The 2338-nt window shown below is 72.5% G+C and carries 1 protein-coding gene; it reads right to left on the minus strand.

The features are described 5' to 3' along the window. Positions 1 to 91: 91 nt before the first annotated feature. Positions 92 to 2182 (minus strand): hypothetical protein, encoded by a 2091-nt coding sequence (locus LCD31_RS19830; RefSeq protein ID WP_224960136.1) that lies wholly within the window; start codon positions 2180 to 2182, stop codon positions 92 to 94. Between the last annotated feature and the right edge of the window lie 156 nt (positions 2183 to 2338).

Consider the following 2338-nt stretch of genomic DNA (forward strand, 5'->3'; position numbering starts at 1 on the left):
CCCCCCCCCCCGGGCCCGGCCCCCCCCCCCCCCCGGCGGGGGGGGGGGCCGCCCCCCCCCCCCCCCCCCCCGCCCGGGGGGGGCACGGACCTCAGCCGCCGAGCCAGGTGCACCCGGCGGGCCTGTTGTCGTTGGCCTGGTGGTCACCGCACACCAGCAGCGTCCTGCTCCGCCCGGCGGAGTCGATGTGCTCGATCGTGATCGCCTTGTTCACCGGCACCTGGCGCTTCGACGGATCGGACCCGGTGGGGTCGTACACGATCGCGCCGGTGGTCGCGCGCGACATGCCCCCGATGTGCGACAGCTCGTTCCACGTGGTGATCCCGGTCAGCGGCAGCGGATCGTCCTTGAACTGGTTGATGGCGGTGCTCAGGAGGTCTATCGCGTCCCGGGCCAGCGCGGAACGTCCCTGGTCTGCGTCGTCGTCCGCACGTTCCGCGTGCGGGAGCTTGTTGAACGACACGTAGTCGAGCTGCGGGCGGGGAGCATCGGGGTTGGACACCCGTCTGTTGAGCACGTACTTGGTGACGTCGTCGCCCGCGATCAGCCGCGCGGGGTTGCCGGGGTCGCACCTGTCCCGGGTCAGCAGTTCGTTGAGCTGTTCGGAGCGGCCCGCGAAGAACACCACCGAGTCCCGTCCGCACGCGAATTCCAGTTCCGCCAGATCGTCGGTCGTGTCGGCGGCGATGCCGCGGTTCGCGGTGAGCTCGTGGTGCAGGTCCTCGGCGAGGTTCACGCTGTAGTCGTCGCCGGGATCCTTGAAGATGATCACCCGGCGCGGACGTGCCTCGACGTGGTGCTGGAGGTATTCACCGACGACCCGGGCCTGGTCGCGGTTCGGTGGCGCGATCTGGAAGTAGAGCTTGCTCGACTTCCACATGTGGTCCTCGGAGGTGGTGATCCCGATGCTCGGCAGCCCGTGCCTGCCGAGCACGGAGATCGCTTCCTTGGTGGTCTGCCGGCTGCCGCCGAGACCGACGACGCCGACGACGGGTGATGTCGCCTCCCGGGCCGTCCCGGACCGGTTCGATTCGCCCCGCGCGGCGATGTTCTCCGCTTCGGCGGCGCGGGCGAGCTCTCCGATCCGCCCCGCGACCTCGGGGCCGTGGCGCATCTCCTCGCCACCGTTGGCGATGACGACCCGCATCGGGAGCCGGGCCAGGCGCGACCGGTTCTGGGCGTCGACGACTCCGCGCAGTTCCTCCAACGCTGCCGCCAGCGTCGTCGAATCGGAATTCGAGGTGGTCAGGACGCTGAAGTAGACGATGGTCGGGTAGGGGAGCTCGGGCTCGTTGCGGTGCCGTTCCTCGGCCGCGGCGTTGAGTTCGCGGACCCTGGCCTGCAATCCGAGCAGTTCCTCGCGGGTCTTGTCGTCCGCGCTCTCCGGCGGGGAGAACATGTATCCGGCCGACACGCCCACGCACTCCCCCCGCGCGCCGCCGAATCCGTCCGGGTCGATCCGGCTGAGGCCGGGCTCCGTCCACGGCAGCAGGGTGCGGCAGTGCGCGTTCCACTCGTGCAGGTACCAGGTTCCGGCTCCGAGCACCACGACACCCGCGATCGCCACGGGCACGAAGCGGAGGATCCGGGCGCGGGTGGTCCGGATCGGGAACTGGCCGCGCGGGAACGCGGGGCGCGGTTCCACATCGGTCGGTGGGTCCTCCACCCGGATCGGCAGGTACCAGGCGGTGGGGGAGCGCTTGCGCCTGGCCTCCTGCAGCCGGTGCTGCCAGCCCTGCACCGTGAGCGGTTCGGCCGGTGGGTCGTCGTGCGGCAGTTCCTCGGTCCCGCTGGCCACGACCAGCAGCGGGTCCCAAGCGCCGGTCTCGTTGCGCACGTCGTTGATCAGCCGGATCAGCAGTTCTCCGGTGGTGCCTGGTGTGACGCCCTGCAGGAGCAACACCGGGTAGTTGTCGCGCCGCATCCAGCGCCACCGCCACACCCGGCGCGCGTAGGCGTCGGCGAGGTCTTCCAGCAGCGCGTGCACCAGGAACTTGCGCACCTGGAGGGCGTTCTCGTGCACCGACGGGGTGGTCAGCAGCCGTTGCGCGAAGCTCGCGAAGTCCGCCGATTCGCGCGGCGAGAGGTAGTGCTGGCGCAGGAACCACCGCGCGGGCCTGCGCAACACCACACCGCGCTGGATCACGGGCGGCAGGAGGTAGAACAGCACCAGCGACGGCAACGCCAGGTACCAGGGCAGGGCGAGGGGGGGGGCCCCGGGGGGGGGCCCCGGGGCCCCCCCCCCCCCCCCCGGGGGGGGCCCCCCGGGGGGGGTCCCCCCGCGCCCCCCCCCGGGCCCCGGGGGGGGCCCCCCCGGGGGGGCCCCGCCGGGGGGGGC

Origin of the sequence: Saccharopolyspora sp. 6M (genome assembly GCF_020176775.1) — a bacterium.
In the GTDB taxonomy this organism is placed as follows: Bacteria; Actinomycetota; Actinomycetes; order Mycobacteriales; family Pseudonocardiaceae; genus Saccharopolyspora_C; species Saccharopolyspora_C gregorii.